Here is a 17,732-nt window from a genome sequence, read left to right as displayed (position 1 = left end):
AATCATGAGTGTTCAGCAGTGTTTCTTTTCGGCCTTAAAATCAATCGGATTGAAGGATTGTTGGTAATGAAAAGTCGCAACCAATTGAACGCCAGCCGCACTTTGCTGCTAAAACTTACAAGCGGAATGATATGAATAAAAAGCCATGTGAGCCAAGCCAAAAATCCTTTAAATGAAAACTTCGGCAAATCGACCACTGCATTGAACTTGGAAATAATAGCCATACTTCCTTTATCGTTATATTCAAAAGGAATCAGAACTTTTTCGTCTTCAATTCTTTTGAAATTCTTTCCTAAGTTCTTAGCATGCTGAATGGCGACCTGAGCCAGTTGGGGATGGCCTTTAGGATATTTTTCCTCAGTAAGCTGTAAGGCAATATCGCCCAAAGCATAGATATTGGCGGTTCCGTTTACTTTATTGTAGGCATCTACCAGCAACCTTCTTCCTTTACCGATACTTCCTTCAGGAATGCCCGGAACCTCGCGTCCTATAACTCCTGAAGTCCAGATCAGGGTTTCTGTTTCGATGACCTGTCCGTCTGCGAGAATAACTTTGCAGTCGACATAATCTTTCACGGCCGTATTGAGAATGATCTTTACTCCCAACTTCTTAAGTCTTTCATAAGCCGCTTCCTGCGCCATTTTACTCATTGGAGAAAGAAGTGTCGGTAATGCATCAATAAGGTAAATACTGGAAAGTCCCAGTTTTATTTCCGGATATTCTTTTTCGGCGATGTAGCTTCCCATTTCGGCGATCATGCCAGCTAGCTCTACACCGGTTGGGCCTCCGCCGGCGATCACAATATTCTGAAGTTTCTGAGCTTCTTTTACATTTTTATTTTTTGCGGCTTCTTCCAGTGTCAGCAACATATAATTTCTCAGATAAAGTGCCTCATCGATCGTTTTCATCGGTAAAGCACATTTCTTTACATTCTCCATTCCAAAGAAATTAGATTCTGTTCCCAGTGCCAGTACGAGATAGTCGTATTTTAAGGTACCGCTGTCTGTTTCAAGAATATGATGTTCCGGATCCACCTTTACCAGACTTCCCATGTGAAAATTCACATTTTTATAATTGGAAATCATTTTACGAAATGGATAGCTGATGTTGGATGCTTCAATAAAAGAAGTAGCCACCTGATAAATAAGCGGTGGAAAGAAGTGATAATTGTTCTTATCTACCAGTGTAATTCTGAAACGGCTGTCATTAACCAGAGATTTAGTCAGATTAACTCCTGCGAATCCGCCGCCGACAATAACGATATGCTTTTTCATAAATATATATTGAAATGGTGCATGAATCAGTCCAAGAATAAAGCCAAAAAACGGCCATGTGGTATTAATTCATTTAAGATTAATGTAGGAGCTGTAGTGATGTTTTTTCTTACGTTTTATATTCAACATTAAAACAAGCATAAAATACTTATTTACAGCCAATTAATACACATTATTCTCATTTCAACATTATGGACCTGTAAAAACGTGAGCAGGTTTTGCCTGAAAGGTAAGCAGGTTTAACCCAAAACCTGCCTACGTTTTACTGAAAAGGTGCGCAGGTTTTAAAGGAGAACAGCTTTGGTTATTTATCAGCACAAATTGTTATTTACTTTCTGAATAAAAACAAAGAGATGAATGCAATTAATTCATCTCTTTAAAATTTAACTTCAGGATTATTATTACCGTCCGGAACTCTTTTCTTTAAATAAAATAAGAATTGCAGATAAACCGCTTATTGCTCCGAAAATATAAATTGACTGATAATTAAACCAACCCGCAATCAACCCGGCTACCGGACCGGCTACCCCCAAAGAAAGATCAAAAAATGCGGAGTAGGCTCCTAACGCAGTTCCTCTCATTTGGGACTGAACCTTTTTGATCGCCAATACTCCCAACGCCGGAAATACCAAAGAAAAGCCGATCCCCGTCAGTGCACAGCCTGCAATTGCCATCCATCCTGAAGTTGAAAACCCAATGAGCAATTGCCCTATAATTTCAACAGCAAACGACACCATTGCGACTTTATATCCTCCAAATTTATCCGGATAAGAAGCAAAAAAAAGTCTTGTGGCAATATAAAATCCGCCAAAACAAAGAAATCCTAACGAGGCACCACTCCAGTTTTTATCTGCGAAAAGCAATGCTATAAATGAAGCAATGCATGCAAAACCCATTGATGAAAAGGCCAACGCCAGTCCCTGATTCAGCACTTTACCAACTACTTTGTAAAATGGAATACGAATATGCGAAGCATCAGCAGAAATAACAGCCAGTTTGCCGGTTAGCAGCAAGCTTACAATCGACAAAAGAGTAATCAGAGCAAATGGAAATATAATCCCGGACTGATCTTTAAGCCAAATACTCAGAGGGGCACCTAACGCTATTCCTGCATACATGGCTATACCGTTCCACGTCATTACTTTTCCTGAATTTTGGACTCCGAGAAGCCCGATTCCCCAGGTCAAAGCCCCTGTAACGAGCATACTTTCTCCAATTCCGTGAATAATTCTTGAAATAATGAGTAAGCCTAAAGCCAACATAGGAAAACCTACTGAAAAGCCGGCGGAAATGTAGAGTAAGCCCGCCATAAAAATTAAGAAGACACCCCGGTGATTGCTTACTTTTGCTCCCAAAGTATCTGTAATTTTCCCTGCATAAGCTCTCGTGAGCAAAGCAGCCAACGACTGCAGGCCAATCGTTATTCCAATGGCAAGATTTCCGAATTGCAAATCATTTTTGATAAATCCCGGTAATACTCCCAGAGAGATCCCCATAGTAAGATAGACTGCAAAGACAGAAAAGATAAGAGGATAGAGAATATTCGTCAGTGATCTTTGTGTCTGAATAATTTCTTTGCCGGATGTTGTGACTGGTTTTGTATTTTTTTGTGTCATACCGTTTTATGTTTATTATTTACGGTGACAAAATTAAAGTGCTGAAGAAGTAGGATCGATGGCTAATTAAAGGGGATCATTGGACAAATGATGTTTTTTAATCCTAAATTGGGAAGCAGTATTGCCGGTATTCTTTTTGAAGAATCTTGAAAAATAAGCATGATCGTCATAGCCTAATTGATAGGCAATCTGCTTAATATCCAGATCGGTGTAATACAAAAGCCGCTGCGCTTCCAGAATAATTTCTTCCCTGATCCAATGGCTCGCAGAAAATCCTGTTATTTCTTTTACCATTTCATTTAAATAAAGCGGAGTAATGTTCAGTAATTCAGAATACTCTTTTACCTGTTTGAGTTTCTTGTACTGATGCTGAACCAGATGTTTAAATTCAACTACGGTTTTATATTTCTGCCCTCCAATTAGATTTTCAGGTTTTCGGTTTTGCAGTAAATTTTGAATAAACATTCCCAACAGACCGTCTGTAAGAGATATTGTAATTGAATCACTAAAAGCTTCTTTTTGCGTTATAAGAATAGATCTGAAAAGAGAAACAAAATTAAAAATAAGATTATCCGATGAAATCTGGCAAGTCTGATAAGCGTTAAGACATGTATTTAAAATTTCAAGATAAGGTTTGGCAATCAAAGAAGTTTCTATAAAAATAAGCCAACCTTCGTTATTCTCCTGATTCAGATATTGATGTACCTGGCCTGGGGCAATATAACATAGTGAGGGTCCTGATAAAATAACTTTACGAAAATCCAATTCCAAAGTAAAACTTCCTTTCTCCTGAATAATCAACATAAAATGGTCATCACGATGGGGAACCTTTTCTTTAAATTCAAGTCCTTCCATAGTAATGATTTCAATGCCTGCAGATTTCAGCTCATCCCGGTGAAAAAGTATTTCAGTCTTCGCCATGTCAATTAAATTGTGGTAAAATTAAAGAATATTATGTTTTTGAGACGTATCTGCACAATGTTTGTACCTGATAAGAAACCAAATAATTAAATATTATCATATGAAATCAGACATTTTAACGGAAAAACACAGATTAGGATTAGGAGGAGTAGCGATAGGAACTGCTTTTGAGCCGCTTACGGACGGGCAGTCTTACGAAGTTCTGCAGAAAGCGTGGGATCTTGGAATACGATATTATGATACATCGCCGTGGTACGGACTTACCAAAAGTGAGAGAAGATTCGGGAATTTTCTGCATGGAATGGACCGTGACGAATTTGTACTTTCCACGAAGGTGGGACGTTTATTTGTTGAAGTTCCAGAAGATGAAGTTCCGCCGACAATGTGGCAGGATCCGCTTAATTTCGACTTTGAACATAATTATACTGCAGACGCTATTAAGAGATCAATAGAAGAAAGCCTTGAAAGAACACGACTTAACCATATTGATATTGTGTATGTCCATGACCTTTCGGAAGATCAGGTAGGTGACCGGTATCCTTATTTCCTTAAACAGGCGAGGGAAGGAGCTTTCAAGGTTTTATCAGAACTGAGAGATCAGGGCGTTATAAAAGCCTGGGGAATGGGGGTCAATAAAATAGAGCCTATCCTGGATTGTCTTGATTCTGCGGATCCTGATATTTGTCTTTCCGCAACGCAGTATTCTATCCTTGAGCATGAAGATGCTGTTGACAGGCTGCTTCCGGCCGTTAAGAAAGCAGGCGTGAAGCTTGTTTCCGGGGCAGGGTATAATTCAGGATTTATAAACGGAAGACCACGATATAATTACAAAGATGTTATCCCTAAAGGCATGACCGAAAAGCGTGATAAAATCAAAGAGATCGCTAAAAGATATGATCTCGATATCGTAGATGCCGCGCTTCAGTTTGTACTCGCAGCCGATGAATTTGTTGCCATCATTCCCGGAGCAAGCCAACCGGAACAGGTAGAAGATAATGTAAATGCTCTTCACAAAAACATTCCGGCTGACTTCTGGAAGGAATTAAAATCGGAAGGATTAATTTATGAAAAAGCACAGGTTCCTGAATAATAAAAATCAATAGTATTACTTGGATGTATTTAGTTTTTTTAATACTATATTTTACGCTTATACTTTCGATAGAAGCCCGGACGAACTATTCCGGGCTTCTTTTTTAATAATATCACTAAGCATATAGGTATATTTATTATATTTGCTGTCTTTAAAAGATAAAATTAAATATATAATTAAGATGAAAAAGTTAATCACAGCATTTTCTTTAGCAGCAGGACTTTTCCTGACTACCAATATGGCGAATGCACAACAAAAAATCGGTCACGTTAATTCTGATGATATTTTTGTCAACCTTCCTGAAGCAAAAACAGCAGAAGCTTCTTTAGATGCTTTCACAAAAATGAAGCAAAGTGAAATCGAAAAATTGATCACCACTTATCAAACAAAGCTAAAAGCAGCTCAGGATAAGGAAAAAACAATAAGTGAGGCCAACAAAGAAACTGTCATTAAAGAACTTACAGCTGCGCAGACGGAGCTTCAGACTTTAGGAAAAGGTATAGAAGAAGCGAGAACAAAAGCAGCTCAGGATGTATCTAAAAAACAGTCTGAACTGTTTACGCCCATTCAGAAAAAAGTAAGTACCATGATCTCTACCGTTGCTAAAGAGAAAGGATTGGCGTACGTATTTGATATTGCTACTTCGCAGGGGAACAGTAATCTTGCATACGTAGATGGTGGTGAAGACATTACACAAACAGTAAAATCTAAACTTGGCGCAACTGCAGGTACTGCAAAGCCGGCAGCTAAATAATAAAGCTAAATATTTACCATAAAAAAGCTGGAAACTATAAATGTTTCCAGCTTTTTATTTTTCGTTTCTTATACCAGATTTAATCGAGTGGCTTTCTACCTGATATGAGGTTATAAAGAACTACAATAATTGCGATTACCAGCAATATATGAACTAAATATCCTGTATCCATTCCCGGTACGATACCTAACATTCCTAAAAGCCACACAACTATACAGATTACTGCGACTAACCATAATATACTTCTCATAATTAAATATTTTAAGTGATTCGATTAACTATATACACATATTGTGCCTTTTTATATTTAATTCTGTAAAAACAGATACCACAAAGAATAAAAAGAACTCTTGTATATTATAAAACCCGCTGAAAACTAAAGAACTCCAAAGTGAATGAGAGCTGATTCTATTCCATCGTTGTCAACATCTTTAGCCACATAATCAGCAATTTTCTTTACATTATCATTGGCATTTCCCATAGCAACACCAATTTTTGTGTGTTTCAGCATTGAAATATCGTTTCCTCCATCCCCAAAAGACATGGTTTCTGAAATATCAATACCGAAGTGATCGCAGAAATGCTCAATTCCTGTAAATTTATTGATCTCCCCGGGGTTCACATCAGCAAAAAGGGGAGTCCACCTGGATGCTATTGAATGCGGCATTATGGTTTCCATAAATTTTTCCTCATCCTCAGGTCCCAGGAAAATATTTGCCTGAAGTACACGTTCCATATCAATATTATCTTTATCGTGAACCGGTGGAACAGGAATATTAACATGACTATACATTCCCACCACCTCAGGAGTGGCATCACTGATTTCCACTTTATCTTCATACATTAATGAATAACTTAAAGGAAAACGTTGTGAATAATTCACAAGATTCTTTATATCTGCAGGATTAATGTATTTTTTAAACATTACTTTTCCATTGGTGGTAATACAATAGCCACCATTAAAGGTAATAAATCCGTCAAAAGTAATATGCCCGATATGATCCAAAGAATTAATGGAACGGCCTGTAGCCACAATTACTTTAATTCCTTTATTACGCAGGCTCTTGATCGCTTGTTCCGCAGATTCGGGGATCTTATTGGTTTTAAAGCTGATTAAAGTGCCATCGACATCGAGAAATACAGCTTTTATATTAAGTTTTTCTAGTGAACTCATATTGAATTTTGTGAATGATAGAACAAAAATACGCACAAAAAATCTATGCTCAACTTTTATTATTATTAATTCATAATTCCTTTAAATACGGAAATATGGTATCATGGTTATGCTACTAGGTATAATTCTTGTACAATTCTCATCACACCAAAATTATAATAGTATGAAAAATAAAGAAGAAGCATCAGTACTCAATGACCTGTTGCACATTACCAACGACCGAATTGAAGGATTTTCGAAAGTAGAAGGAAAAATCTGGGAAAATTATCCGGATGTGAAATCAGAATATGCACGCCTAAATTCACTTTCAAGAGTGATGAAAAATGAATTGATCAATCTGATTCAGGATGATGGGGAAACGCCGGATGACTCATCTTCTGTAGCAGGTGCCCTTCATAGAACTTGGATTGACATTAAAAATTCTTTTACATTGGGAAACAAAGAAGAATCTACCATTGAAAATGTTATTTTTGGTGAAAAAGCAGCTATTGATGCTTATCAAAATGCAATCGACAGCGGCAAGCTAAGCCAGGAAAGCTTAGATGTCGTTTCGGAACATTTAAAAAACATTAAAGATTCTTATCATCAGTTTGAAAATATGAGCAGATATAAATAATATTTAATCATATTAAAACTATATACCTTACTATAAATCAGGATATTTCTTTGAAATATCCTGATTTATTTTTGAAAAAAAATGAAAGTTTCCGTATTAATACCGAGATTTTGTTTTAAGTAAAATTACTCTTGATTGTAAGTGTATTTAAGATGTAAATTTATCCCAACTAATAACCATGGAGACCAGAAACCATTTCAAACGGGGCGCAATCCTGAAAAGCCACACGAGTAAGGAAAAAACACCTTAATTATGAATCACGTAAAGTACAGAGTGGGAAAATGGCTTCCATCCGACAGAAATTTCCTGAACCGCTGGATTGAGAAGAAAGTTGCCCAGGTAAATGCAAATCCGCTTCCGTTAAATCCGGCTATTGAAGACCTCAGAAATGCCATTTACAATGATGCGGTGCTCTATATGGGCTTTACCAGCATGTATGACCAGGTTCCTCAGGGATACAACGACCAGGTGAAAAACTTTGAAACCATGCTTCAGATCATGAATCAAATCTTACACGAAGGTCCGTGTTACAGCCAGATTGAAGACAAAATCGGATTGGTAGGATTTCCCATCAATGCCATTCTCGACTGGGCGATGGGAACACAAGGTGGATACCTGACATTTACCAATTCGATAGTCAATCAAAAACTGCAGATCATCCTTAATGAATGGAAGGCTTTCCTTGAATCTCCTGATTCAACTTATGTACTCGTAGACGGCCTTATAAATCAGCCACAACCGGACTATACCAATCCTGTAGGATGGTTTTCGCCGGTAGCTCTGGAAGCTATCGCCAGCATGGATCCGTTAAGAGGAAAGGGCAACGATCCGTATGATGCACTAAAAAATTTCATCTACAATTATCAATGTCAGCCAGACCAGCCACATTTTGGCTATAAAAGCTGGGACGATTTTTTCACCCGTGAATTCAATCCCGGAGTACGGGAAGTCAGTGAAGAAGATTGGGATCCGGCCGTAATTGTAAATGCCTGCGAATCGGCACCTTACAACTGTGTAACGAATGCGATGATGAAAGATAAATTCTGGATGAAAGGTCAGCCATATTCACTATTGGATATTATGGATAATCATAAACTTGCCCGAGAATTTGGAGATAACAGTACTGTTTATCAAGCATTTCTATGTGCTAAAACATACCATCGCTGGAACAGTCCGGTGGATGGGAGAGTGGTCGCCATTCAAAATGTTCCGGGAACTTATTACTCGGAAGCTCCTGCGGAAGGTTATGATCCAGCGGGACCAAATGATTCTCAGGGATATATCGCTGAATTGGCAGCACGTGCACTGATCTTTATTCAGTCTGATAACGATAAAATCGGGCTTATGTGCTTTGTAGCCATCGGAATGGCAGAAGTTTCCAGCTGTGAAATTACCGTTCGTGAAGGAGATCATGTAAGAAAAGGCGATCCGATTGGTACATTCCATTTTGGAGGATCTACCCATTGTCTGATATTCCGTCCGGGCGTTAATATAGATTTTGATTTTCATGGACAGACACCAAGCCTTAATACGTCTAATATTCCTGTGAAAGCGAGAATCGGCGTAGTACAATAAATAAATATTTTTGTATTGTGGGAAACCGTAATCACTTCAAAATCATTTAATTTATTTTTGGATATTCATAAAATAATTATTAACAATTCAAAAATTTATTAAAATGGGAAAATACATTATCCGTAAAACATCCAATGGTCAATATTGGTGGGTTTTGAGAGCTTCAAATGGAGAAATTTTAATAACCAGCGAAACGTACACTACAAAGCAAAATTGTATTGAGGGTATAAACAGTAGCAAAGTAAGCATAAAAGATTCAAATTTCAGAAGGCTTTTATCGATAAGAAATGAGCCATATTTTACTCAAAATGCCAATAATAATCAAGTGTTGGGAACAAGCGAAATGTACTCATCAACTTATGCCAGAGATTCTGGTATAGAGAGTGTCAAACGTTATGCGCCTGATGCTGTAATTTTGGCTGTCTCATTTTTTTAAATTAAAAAATTTGCAACTAAAGAAATCCACATCAAATTAAGACTTATATAAGAGTTAGAAACACATTCTATTTAACATAATATAAATTATAGGACAAATTTATTTCTCACAAAATCTCATTTAATTTTTATTATCTACATGAAATATTATTCACCCCAATTCATTATTGCTTTGCATTTTAAAAAATATTTCTATATTTGAAACAAGGTATATTTTCCATATTTGGTTCTTGTAAAATTAAGATATACAGAATTTTAAAAATTACAGAACCATACATGATGAAAAATTCAGAACACACTGGAAAACATTTTGTTATTCAAAAAGGAAAAGCAATTTGCGATAAAGGCACGAGCTTTCCAAACTTCAAAGTAACCAGCCACCAAAAACATTATTGGAACGATGCAAACGGAAAAGCCGATTATCTGGCAGTAACCGAAGACGATTTACAATTCAATCCTGATCTTGTTCCTTTCGGAAACTGTTCCATACAAAATGGACAGCCTTGCAGTTTCTCCCCCATTGGAAAATGGACAAAACCCTACGAAAAAGTAAAAGTAATAGGCAAAAGCTGCCTTACAGAAATCTCTGAGCTTCAATGCGCTAGCGGCGGTAAAATTAAAGTCATGAATCATGGACAAACCGTGGAAATCAGCAAGCAAAATCTGAAAAACGCAAATCCTATCATGATGAGTATAATGAATCCTGTTATTAACTTTAATGAATTTATTAATAAAATTGAAGAGAAAGAAGATTCCTTTGATTTTGAATAGAAATTCTAATAAAAACACAAATATGGAAACGCCAAAAAGAGGAATTTCCCAGATTACAGGTAAAACCGAAATAAAACTCGGTGAAAAAGCATTGTACAAAGTCAGCAGAATTTACCGCATGGAAGACCATGACAAAGTAAAAAATGCTTTGTGGAAAATTTATGTAAAAGAAAATGGCTCCTGGAGAGAATTGAAACCCAGTCCTACTGATCCGGTGAAGAAAGGTGACGAAGTTTCATATACTATTACCAATCAAAAATTGGTTGGAAAAGAACTTTTGATAGAAGCTTACATTTACAAGCCGGAAATGAAAATCCCTCCAGGGCTGAAAATAAAAGTAGTTGCAGGCGATAAAAAGAAAATTCACCGAGTGAAGCTTTTTATGGCAGATGATACGGGAAGAAAGCAAGTAAAAATACTGAAATAGATAATCCTGATTATATTGTACACCAAACTTATGAAAACGGAAAAGTAACAGATCACAAAAAAGTGTATGGCGAAACCTTAATTGAGGAAGTCATCATAAAAGGTAAATATAAAAAACAAATGGGCATCAATCCTATCGCAAGCACAGGAAGAAGTGTGAGTGTTGTAGGAAGTAATGACAAAACTGAAAAAATTAATAATTGTGGAGAACAATATTGTATTAAGAAAGGAGACAAAAGCGAATTGATAAGGGAAATTAACATCCGTTTAGCAGGTTTTGGAGGAAATATTCCTACTGATGAATTTACAGATAGAACAGAAAAAATGATAAAACAGTTTCAAAGACATTATATGGGTGTGCCAGAAACGGGAAAGATTTGTGGTAATGTTTTGAAAGCAATAGATGAGTTTCAGAATAAATATATTATTGCTTTTGATGATGTAAAATGTTCATGTGGTAAATGCAATGGTTTTGGAAATGGAAAATTTTCTCAACAAAAGCAAGATTCTAAAATAAAAGAGCTTTATCGTAAGTATGAATATCCTGGAATTCATAGAAGCTTAATTTGGGCATTAAGGGCTGCAATGTTTTATACAACTGTTATAGAAAAAGATTTGAAATATTCTGTTAAATGTATTTTTTCTGGTTATAGATGTCATGAAAATAACAGACAACATAAAAGAACATCAACAAACCATATGGGAAAAGCATTGGATATACATTTTGAAAAAAATAAAAAGCGAACACAAATACCTAAAGAAATAGAGGAAATACGGCAAAAAATATATGTTAAATATTTAGGCAATCAAGTTAGATGGGGAAAAATTAATCAGTTTTCATTAGAACCAGGTATACCTGTATATAAAGGTGAGTTTATTGCGAGTACATGGATTCATTATGATGTACGTCAATTTGAACTAAAATACTTGAAGGATGAATTTTTCGTAAAAGATATAAATCATGCAAATGGAGAAAGCATTGTTGCTATTGCAAAAAAAACTAACAAAAATATTTGTAATTGTGTGGGGAATGGCACAGTAAAAAAAATAAACACTCCCGCTATCCTTGCAACGTCTTTAATTAATAATTTTAATGAAAGAGACGCAAAAGAAGCTATTAAAATAATTTATGATAAATATGGAAGAGACATCGCTATAATAATTGAGCAAATGTATCGAGATGAGACACGTCACTTTCAGTCAGAACAATACAAAGCTTGTGGAACCGGAGGGATGGAAGTATTTGGTTCAGCTCCGTATTATGGCTGGGATAAAATTTTTTTTGAAGAAAATCCACAGTTTAGACCAATTGGCGTATGGAGTGCATATGAAAACAAAGGAATGAGTGGAAAAGGAGGAAATCAGCAAGTAACTGACCGAAAAAAGGAGTTTGTCATACTACCTTCTGTAATAGCAGGAATGGAATACAAAGCATTTTATATAAAAAAGTATAATGGAAATTGGGCAAGATGGCATTCAACTAACGAATCTAATCAAAAAGTATATGAAATCTACATAAAAAGTATAAAACCAAGATTTATAAATGAAATTGAAAACAAATAAAAACATGAATAAAATAATACTAGTCATTTTAACTTTATTGCTATTTTCTTGCAATGGAAAGCCTTTAAAAAAAGATACAAAAGGTCGAACCATTAATTACTCAAGCAAAGTATCTGATAATTGTTATGATTACCTTACAGAACTTGTGAGAAGCAGTAACTTTCCATTTTCAGAATGGAAAATGGAAAAAAATAAAGTAAATCTTTTAATTGATAATGATAATAATCGTATAATATCTTGTAAGGTATTCGTCGATACCGAAGGTACAGGAACAATTGGATGGATAGAATTTCATAAAAATGATGGTAAGTTATTTAATACTTCTGCCAATTTAGATAGACCTGTTGAATTAAAATATAATAAGAAATGGAAAGAATTGTTTGATTCTTGCTCTTCTAAAGTAATAGTAGAGAATACATTAGAAAAAGTTTATGGTATTTGTAATGAGCTTTCACTACCAGTCAAATATGACTTCGATGCAATAAATGAAGAAAAAGGGTTTATTGATATAGGCAAAGAATATTATAAGCTATTTCCATTTGAACACCAAGATAACTATAAAATGGCAAAACTGTCCACCATCAATAATGATATTAAACCTGTTATTTTAATAACACATGACTTAAATGGTCAATCAACTTGGTATCTTTTAGTTTTGAATAGTCAATATAAAGTAATTTCTAATATTATTTTATATACAAATGAAGAAATTGATAATGGAGGTTCAAAATATATAACTTATAATATTTCTAAAGACTATAAGATAAGTATTAATCAATTTTATAATGAAAAATTAATTAATAAAGCTGATTACATTATAACAAAAAATGGATTGATAGATAAAAAATAATAATGAATATTTTATTTTAATCATTTTATCTTTTTTTATTAATTGCAAAGAGCAAAATAAAGATGAAAAAACAAAACGAAGGGAAAAAAAGATCTAAAATTAGATGATTTCTTTTAACTTTAAATAAATCAAAAGCCGGATTAATTAAACTTTCGTATTTTGCATTTTCAAACATAAACCTTCATCCAACAATGACTACTGAAAAACTATCACCAGAAAAAAGCCGTGAATTCGTTGAAATTCTGAAAATTAGATTTGAAAAAAACCTTTCAAGACATCATAATATTGAATGGAAAGCCATTCAGCAAAAGCTGGAACATCATCCCGAAAAACTCTGGTCACTCCATGAAATGGAGATCACCGGTGGCGAACCGGATGTTGTAGATTATGATAAAGCCACGGGAGAATATCTGTTTTTCGACTGCTCACCTGAAAGTCCGGCACGCAGAAGTCTTTGCTATGATTATCAGGCCTGGAATTCAAGAAAAGCTAACAAACCTGAAGGAAATGCCCTAGATAAAGCGGCTGAAATGGGGATAGAGATATTAACTGAAGAGCAATATCGAAAGCTTCAGGAGTTAGGAAAATTTGACCTTAAAACGTCTAGCTGGATAAAAACTCCGGAAAAAATAAGAGAAATGGGTGGCGCTGTCTTTTGTGACAGAAGATACGACACGGTTTTCATGTACCACAACGGTGCTGAATCGTACTATGCAGCAAGAGGCTTCAGAGGCTGTCTTAAGGTTTAAAAATTTTTGGACTACAAATTGATTTGTTTACTCCAATTTAATTTTCAAATAAAATAGTATTGTTATTTTAGCCAAAATGAAATTAATCTAACTTAATAAAAAGGGATATGAAAAAATTAATCTTATTAAGCTTATTGTCAGTTTTTTTACTGAACTGCAACAAAAAGCCGGAAGCTCCTGTCGCTGAAATACCACAACCGGATACTACTGCCGCAACAGAAAAAATTGTTGATACCCTCGTTGCAAAATCTTTCTGCTACATGGGAGTAACCGGAAAAGACACCGTTTTTGTGAGTATTGATGATAATCTGGGAACAATAACCGGAAAAATGGCTGCCAAAAACAGCGAAAAAGACAGTAACAAAGGAGAATTATCCGGATTTAAATCAGGTGATACACTAAAGCTTACGTACAATTTTGCGTCTGAAGGCAAAACAGGAAATAAAAACGAAATCTATTTTCTCCAAACTAAAAATGGACTGAACGAAGGTATTGGAGACAGAGATCCTGAAACCGGAACAAAATATGCAAACGAGAAAAAAATAAAATATACAGGCGGACGAAACCTCAAAGTGGCAGACTGTAATCTTGTTGCAAAAGCTTTAAATTAAGAAACGTTCTAACATATATAAATGAAAACAGCCTGCAAATCAGGCTGTTTTTTATAATTCATTTTTAATAATCTCAATAAATTCATTGATGGGTTCATCGCAGGTATTCCATGAAGTGATCAGGCGGATGGCAGAAAAATTTTCATCAATTCTTTTCCACACGTAAAATTCAAATTTATCAGATAATTTTTCAATAAGATTATTGTCTAAAATAGGAAAAATTTGATTGGTATAAGTATCCGAAAGAAATTCGACTCCCCTTTCCTGCATTACCTTTTTCATTTTCATGGCCTGTTGATTGGCGTGCCTGGCCAGCTCAAAATACAGATCATTTTTCATCAGTTCCAGAAACTGGATGCCAAGCAGTCTGCCTTTTGCCAGTAAAGCTCCTTTTTGTTTAATGTTAAAAGCAAAATCCTGCTGAAGTTCTTTATTATTAATTACGATGGCCTCTCCTATCAAAGCTCCGTTTTTAGTTCCACCCAGATAAAAAATATCAGTTAGCTCTGCAACTTTTTCCAGTGTCAGGTCGCTGGTTTCGGCTGTCAGCCCATACCCCATCCTTGCGCCGTCCATGAAAAGATAAAGATTATTTTCCTTACAGAATTTTGACAGATCTTCAAGTTCCCCAAGCGTATAGATCGTTCCCAGCTCTGTAGAATTTGAAATATAGATAAGCTTTGGCATTACCTGATGCGGAACGTTTCTATGACTTTCCAAAACAGGAATAATATCTTCCGGGGTTAATTTTCCGTCTTCTTTATTAATACTCAAAATTTTATGACCCGTTGCTTCAATAGCTCCCGTTTCATTATTCAAAATATGTCCCGTACCTGCAGAAACCGCGCATTGGTAAGGCTTTAAAACCGAAGAAATAACAATTAAGTTTGCTTGTGTTCCGCCGGAAACAAAATAAATTTCCGAATCTGAATTTTTAATTTTTTGTTTAATTAATTCTTTAGCTTCCAAAGAATACTGATCTTCTCCGTAACCCGCCTGCTGATCAAGATTTGAAGATACTAAAGCCTGTAAAATATGAGGATGACAACCTTCCGAATAGTCGTTTTTGAATGAAAATTTCATAAGGTAAAATTAAAAAAACTAAGAGGAAGAACCGTATAATATTAATAAATATTTTGTTAGATTTGTAATACAAAGACTCTAACATTTTGAAAACAACACTCACGGAAGAAAATTACCTCAAAGCTTTATTTCATTTGGTCGACAGTGAAAGTAAAGTGACGATTAATGAACTCAGCAAGTTTTTATCCGTAAAAATGCCGAGTGTAAACAACATGATGAAAAAGTTTGCCGACAAAAACTGGGTCATCTATGAAACCTACAAGCCACTCATTGTTACAGAAAAAGGAAGACGTGAAGCAGCTTTGGTTGTAAGAAAACACAGACTTACCGAAATGTTTCTGGTAAAAAAAATGAACTTCGGCTGGGAAAATGTACATGAAATTGCAGAACAGCTGGAACACGTACATTCAACGATATTTTTTGATAAAATGGATGAAATCCTGGATCATCCGAAATTTGATCCTCACGGTGAACCCATTCCTGATAAAGACGGAAATATCATAGCGCAGGATTTGCAAAGACTGAGCTCATGTGAGGTAGGTGAAACAGTAACTTTCAAGTCTGTTACCCTTTCTGATGATGCTTTTCTCAATTATCTTACTGAACGGAATTTGCTTTTAAACAAGAAAATTAAGATTGTAAAAATTGAAAGCTTCGATAAATCTGTTACCGTGGAAGTTGATGGAAAGCAGGAAATTCTCAGCAGAAAGGCTACTGATAAGATTTTGGTTAAAAATAAATAGCTTATAACTTATCCACAAAAAAATGTGGATAACGTGTGAATTTTAACATTCAGTTATTGTATTTACGGATTTTTATTTCTACATTTACTATGAAATACAAACTGAAGTGGAAACATATTTTGCTTTTTTCAACTTTGAAATCGCATTTAAATTTATAAAAATTTAAGCACAGCATCGTCGGCTGTGCTTTTTTATTGTTGTCTAATTAAAAAAATGAGATGTTTTTATCTACTGAATCCGTTCCTAAAGAGCGGATTCTTTTATTTCTATTCTTAAATTTTTTTAATACATTTGAACCGCGGTCTCATAGTTCAACGGATAGAATAGAAGTTTCCTAAACTTTAGATCCAAGTTCGATTCTTGGTGAGACCACAAGTTTAAAAAAATAAACCGACAGAATATCTGCCGGTTTTAAAAACAAAAATTGATATGGATATGATTAAGATATGTGTTTCATATTCTTTCGACTGAAACAAATTTACATCTATTTAGAATTAATCTAAATAATATCGCGGTGATATTTATCATATTTTCAAATATATCTGTTCATGGCATTCTTGAAAGCTGATCCAGTTTTTTTAACAATGAAGGTATCCTGAAATTTCCATGCATCTCCTTCACTTTTATCTTAATTTCATCCACATCAATTCCTATTGCCGTAAGGAATAACGGTGCTATGCTATTTCCTCTGTACACCTCTCTTCTCATGTCATCCGCCGAATTGAATCCGTTTTTTGCAATTCCTATTACAGGAAATTTATGATCCAGTGCTTCAAAAAGGTGTCCGCCCAGACCAATTTTGCCATCATTATCCAATGTTACATATCCATCAACAATAATAAGATCTCCTTCTTTTAATTCAATATTTTTCAACAGATTGATAATGCAGGGCAGTTCTCTTTTGTAAAAAGCACCGCTCTCATAGTCGGATATAATTGCTGTTTTAGCATTGTAAATTTCTGTTTCCTGATCAGAATTCCAGTCTTCAAAGGCGATACAGACCGTATTAGCATAATTCTCAAAATAATAGGTGTCAAATGCGTAAATCATTTTTAAAAGTCATTAAAGCAAATGAATTTGCCTTTTTATGTTATTATTTATTAAAGAATTCCCCGAAATGCCATAGAATACCGGATGGATCGTGTACAAAACACTCTTTGCCCCAAGGCATTGTTTTTACAGGTGCCAACTTTGCTGTCGGATACTTATCAGTAAGCTGAAGACTCTGGAGATAATTCCAGAATTCATCGGTGTCGTCTACTTCAATAAAAAGCATGGTATTGTCTATCCAGTCTTTTACATAGGCATCCTGAAGATAAAATGAAATTTCTTTCCACTGAAATAAAGAAAGCTTTGGCTCAAGAATGATTTCTTTAAAACCAAGATCTTGGTAAAAATTCCTGCTGATTTCAAAGTTCTGAGACCCAATAAAAGGTCGGATAGATTTTAGATTTTGATTCATAATAATTTGTATTTAAATG

At 35.1% G+C, this 17,732-nt stretch carries 20 protein-coding genes and 1 tRNA gene; 13 read left to right on the top strand and 8 right to left on the bottom strand.

From position 1 onward, the window contains the following. Positions 1 to 2: 2 nt before the first annotated feature. The 3 genes from ACWNCI_RS04540 to ACWNCI_RS04530 form a co-directional block, all read right to left on the bottom strand. Complete coding sequence (locus tag ACWNCI_RS04540) at positions 3 to 1,274, bottom strand: NAD(P)/FAD-dependent oxidoreductase (RefSeq protein WP_449387347.1); 1,272 nt, start codon at positions 1,272 to 1,274, stop codon at positions 3 to 5. A 401-nt stretch (positions 1,275 to 1,675) separates the two neighbouring features. Next, complete coding sequence (locus ACWNCI_RS04535; protein WP_449387346.1) at positions 1,676 to 2,890, bottom strand: MFS transporter; 1,215 nt, start codon at positions 2,888 to 2,890, stop codon at positions 1,676 to 1,678. A 66-nt stretch (positions 2,891 to 2,956) separates the two neighbouring features. Then, entirely contained in the window at positions 2,957 to 3,811 is an 855-nt protein-coding gene (locus tag ACWNCI_RS04530) for a helix-turn-helix domain-containing protein (RefSeq protein ID WP_449387345.1), read from the bottom strand. Positions 3,812 to 3,911: 100 nt separating this feature from the next. Between ACWNCI_RS04530 and ACWNCI_RS04525 the strand changes: the two genes are divergently transcribed. Together ACWNCI_RS04525 and ACWNCI_RS04520 are read left to right on the top strand one after the other, a co-directional pair. Continuing rightward, entirely contained in the window at positions 3,912 to 4,901 is a 990-nt protein-coding gene (locus ACWNCI_RS04525; protein ID WP_346985415.1) for an aldo/keto reductase, read from the top strand. 181 nt (positions 4,902 to 5,082) lie between these two features. Next, positions 5,083 to 5,655, top strand: a complete 573-nt coding sequence (locus ACWNCI_RS04520; RefSeq protein WP_449387344.1) for an OmpH family outer membrane protein — start codon at positions 5,083 to 5,085, stop codon at positions 5,653 to 5,655. 79 nt (positions 5,656 to 5,734) lie between these two features. Here the strand turns inward: ACWNCI_RS04520 and ACWNCI_RS04515 are convergent, their stop codons facing one another. Then, positions 5,735 to 5,905, bottom strand: coding sequence for a lmo0937 family membrane protein (locus tag ACWNCI_RS04515; protein ID WP_148285310.1), 171 nt, complete (start codon positions 5,903 to 5,905; stop codon positions 5,735 to 5,737). Between the two features lie 126 nt (positions 5,906 to 6,031). Next, positions 6,032 to 6,829, bottom strand: a complete 798-nt coding sequence (locus tag ACWNCI_RS04510) for a Cof-type HAD-IIB family hydrolase (protein ID WP_449387343.1) — start codon at positions 6,827 to 6,829, stop codon at positions 6,032 to 6,034. A 163-nt stretch (positions 6,830 to 6,992) separates the two neighbouring features. Between ACWNCI_RS04510 and ACWNCI_RS04505 the strand changes: the two genes are divergently transcribed. The 9 genes from ACWNCI_RS04505 (at position 6,993) to ACWNCI_RS04465 (ending at position 14,425) form a co-directional block, all read left to right on the top strand. Beyond that, complete coding sequence (locus ACWNCI_RS04505) at positions 6,993 to 7,445, top strand: PA2169 family four-helix-bundle protein (RefSeq protein ID WP_449387342.1); 453 nt, start codon at positions 6,993 to 6,995, stop codon at positions 7,443 to 7,445. 252 nt (positions 7,446 to 7,697) lie between these two features. Continuing rightward, positions 7,698 to 9,020 (top strand): phophatidylserine decarboxylase associated domain-containing protein, encoded by a 1,323-nt coding sequence (locus tag ACWNCI_RS04500; protein ID WP_449387341.1) that lies wholly within the window; start codon positions 7,698 to 7,700, stop codon positions 9,018 to 9,020. A gap of 103 nt (positions 9,021 to 9,123) precedes the next feature. Continuing rightward, on the top strand, positions 9,124 to 9,456 hold the full coding sequence (locus ACWNCI_RS04495) for a YegP family protein (RefSeq protein WP_449387340.1): 333 nt from the start codon (positions 9,124 to 9,126) through the stop codon (positions 9,454 to 9,456). A gap of 275 nt (positions 9,457 to 9,731) precedes the next feature. Further along, entirely contained in the window at positions 9,732 to 10,226 is a 495-nt protein-coding gene (locus tag ACWNCI_RS04490; RefSeq protein WP_449387339.1) for a DUF4280 domain-containing protein, read from the top strand. A gap of 22 nt (positions 10,227 to 10,248) precedes the next feature. Further along, complete coding sequence (locus ACWNCI_RS04485) at positions 10,249 to 10,653, top strand: hypothetical protein (protein ID WP_449387338.1); 405 nt, start codon at positions 10,249 to 10,251, stop codon at positions 10,651 to 10,653. A gap of 62 nt (positions 10,654 to 10,715) precedes the next feature. Next, positions 10,716 to 12,215, top strand: coding sequence for a peptidoglycan-binding domain-containing protein (locus ACWNCI_RS04480; protein ID WP_449387337.1), 1,500 nt, complete (start codon positions 10,716 to 10,718; stop codon positions 12,213 to 12,215). A gap of 4 nt (positions 12,216 to 12,219) precedes the next feature. Continuing rightward, positions 12,220 to 13,065, top strand: a complete 846-nt coding sequence (locus ACWNCI_RS04475; protein ID WP_449387336.1) for a hypothetical protein — start codon at positions 12,220 to 12,222, stop codon at positions 13,063 to 13,065. A gap of 191 nt (positions 13,066 to 13,256) precedes the next feature. Further along, positions 13,257 to 13,814 (top strand): DUF4256 domain-containing protein, encoded by a 558-nt coding sequence (locus ACWNCI_RS04470; RefSeq protein ID WP_449387335.1) that lies wholly within the window; start codon positions 13,257 to 13,259, stop codon positions 13,812 to 13,814. Between the two features lie 107 nt (positions 13,815 to 13,921). Beyond that, the gene (locus ACWNCI_RS04465) at positions 13,922 to 14,425 is read left to right on the top strand and encodes a hypothetical protein (protein ID WP_449387334.1); all 504 of its coding nucleotides are present in this window, start codon (positions 13,922 to 13,924) and stop codon (positions 14,423 to 14,425) included. A gap of 51 nt (positions 14,426 to 14,476) precedes the next feature. On the opposite strand, the gene ACWNCI_RS04460 is transcribed toward ACWNCI_RS04465, so the two are convergent. Beyond that, entirely contained in the window at positions 14,477 to 15,508 is a 1,032-nt protein-coding gene (locus tag ACWNCI_RS04460; RefSeq protein ID WP_449387333.1) for a threonine aldolase family protein, read from the bottom strand. Positions 15,509 to 15,594: 86 nt separating this feature from the next. Here ACWNCI_RS04460 and ACWNCI_RS04455 point away from each other — a divergent pair, with 86 nt between their 5' ends. Both ACWNCI_RS04455 and ACWNCI_RS04450 read left to right on the top strand, forming a co-directional pair. Further along, positions 15,595 to 16,251 carry a metal-dependent transcriptional regulator gene (locus ACWNCI_RS04455; RefSeq protein ID WP_346985425.1) on the top strand — a complete coding sequence of 219 codons (657 nt, stop codon included), beginning with the start codon at positions 15,595 to 15,597 and terminating at the stop codon, positions 16,249 to 16,251. 300 nt (positions 16,252 to 16,551) lie between these two features. Next, positions 16,552 to 16,623, top strand: a tRNA-Arg gene (locus ACWNCI_RS04450). A 174-nt stretch (positions 16,624 to 16,797) separates the two neighbouring features. Here the strand turns inward: ACWNCI_RS04450 and ACWNCI_RS04445 are convergent. Both ACWNCI_RS04445 and ACWNCI_RS04440 read right to left on the bottom strand, forming a co-directional pair. Next, positions 16,798 to 17,301, bottom strand: a complete 504-nt coding sequence (locus ACWNCI_RS04445; protein ID WP_449387332.1) for an endonuclease V — start codon at positions 17,299 to 17,301, stop codon at positions 16,798 to 16,800. 43 nt (positions 17,302 to 17,344) lie between these two features. Then, positions 17,345 to 17,713: a VOC family protein gene (locus ACWNCI_RS04440; RefSeq protein WP_288244973.1), complete on the bottom strand. Its 369-nt coding sequence runs from the start codon at positions 17,711 to 17,713 to the stop codon at positions 17,345 to 17,347. Positions 17,714 to 17,732 lie beyond the last annotated feature (19 nt).

This window comes from Chryseobacterium lineare (assembly GCF_977014045.1).
This window is presented reverse-complemented; position numbering and strand designations above follow the sequence as displayed.